Source organism: Sphingobium sp. LMA1-1-1.1, from assembly GCF_040676365.1.
Taxonomy (GTDB): domain Bacteria; phylum Pseudomonadota; class Alphaproteobacteria; order Sphingomonadales; family Sphingomonadaceae; genus Sphingobium.
Genome location: NZ_JBEGHS010000028.1, coordinates 1 through 853, shown reverse-complemented (window position 1 = coordinate 853; position 853 = coordinate 1). Strand labels below are relative to the sequence as shown.

General features: G+C 63.5%; 1 pseudogene and 1 other annotated feature. The pseudogene reads right to left on the bottom strand.

Annotated features, from left to right (window positions below):
• Nucleotides 1–853 (bottom strand): annotated as a pseudogene (locus MRBLMA1_RS14040) (IS3 family transposase); the annotation flags it as partial.
• Nucleotides 549–665: a sequence feature (AL1L pseudoknot), on the bottom strand. It overlaps the preceding pseudogene by 117 nt.

The following is an 853-nucleotide window of genomic DNA, read 5'->3' as shown; positions in this document are numbered from 1 at the left end:
TTGATCGAGACATACTGGCTGCCGCGGTCGCTGTGGTGGATGAGGCCACCGCGATGGACAGGGCGCCGATCATGGATCGCCTGTTCGAGGGCATCCAGCACGAAGCTGGCATGCGCCGTCCTGCTCACCCGCCAGCCCACGATGTAGCGGGCGTAGACGTCGATCACGAAGGCCACGTAGACGAACCCTACCCAAGTCGCGACGTAAGTGAAGTCCGACACCCACAGCATGTTTGGCGCGGGCGCATGAAACTGGCGGTTGACCTGATCTAGCGGACACGGTGCCGCCTTGGCGCTGATCGTCGTCTTCACCGGCTTGCCACGGATCACGCCCTGCAGGCCGAGATCACGCATCAGCCGTTCCACCGTGCAGCGGGTGATATCGAAGCCCTCGCGCCTCATCTGCCGCCACACCTTGCGTACGCCGTAGACCTTGAAGTTGGCATCGAACACCCGCCGGACCTCGGGCTTCATCGCCTCGTCGCGCTGGGCACGTGGCGACAGGCGCGAAGGATCGCGGCGCTGCGCCACACGTTCATGGTAGGTGGATGGGGCGATCGGCAGAACCCGGCAGATCGGCTCGACCCCATACTCACCCCGATGCTCATCAATGAAGCTGGTCATCGCTTGAACGGGCGGTCGAGCTCCGCCTGGGCAAAATATGCGGAAGCCTTGCGCAGGATCTCGTTGGCCTGCCGGAGCTCGCGGTTCTCGCGTTCCAGCGCCTTCAACCGGTCCGCCAACTCGGTCGGAACGCCGGCCCGCTTGCCACTGTTCACTTCGGCCTTTTTTACCCACTCCAGCAGCGTGTCGCCGGAACAACCGATCATGGCAGAAATCGAGGTGATAGCCGC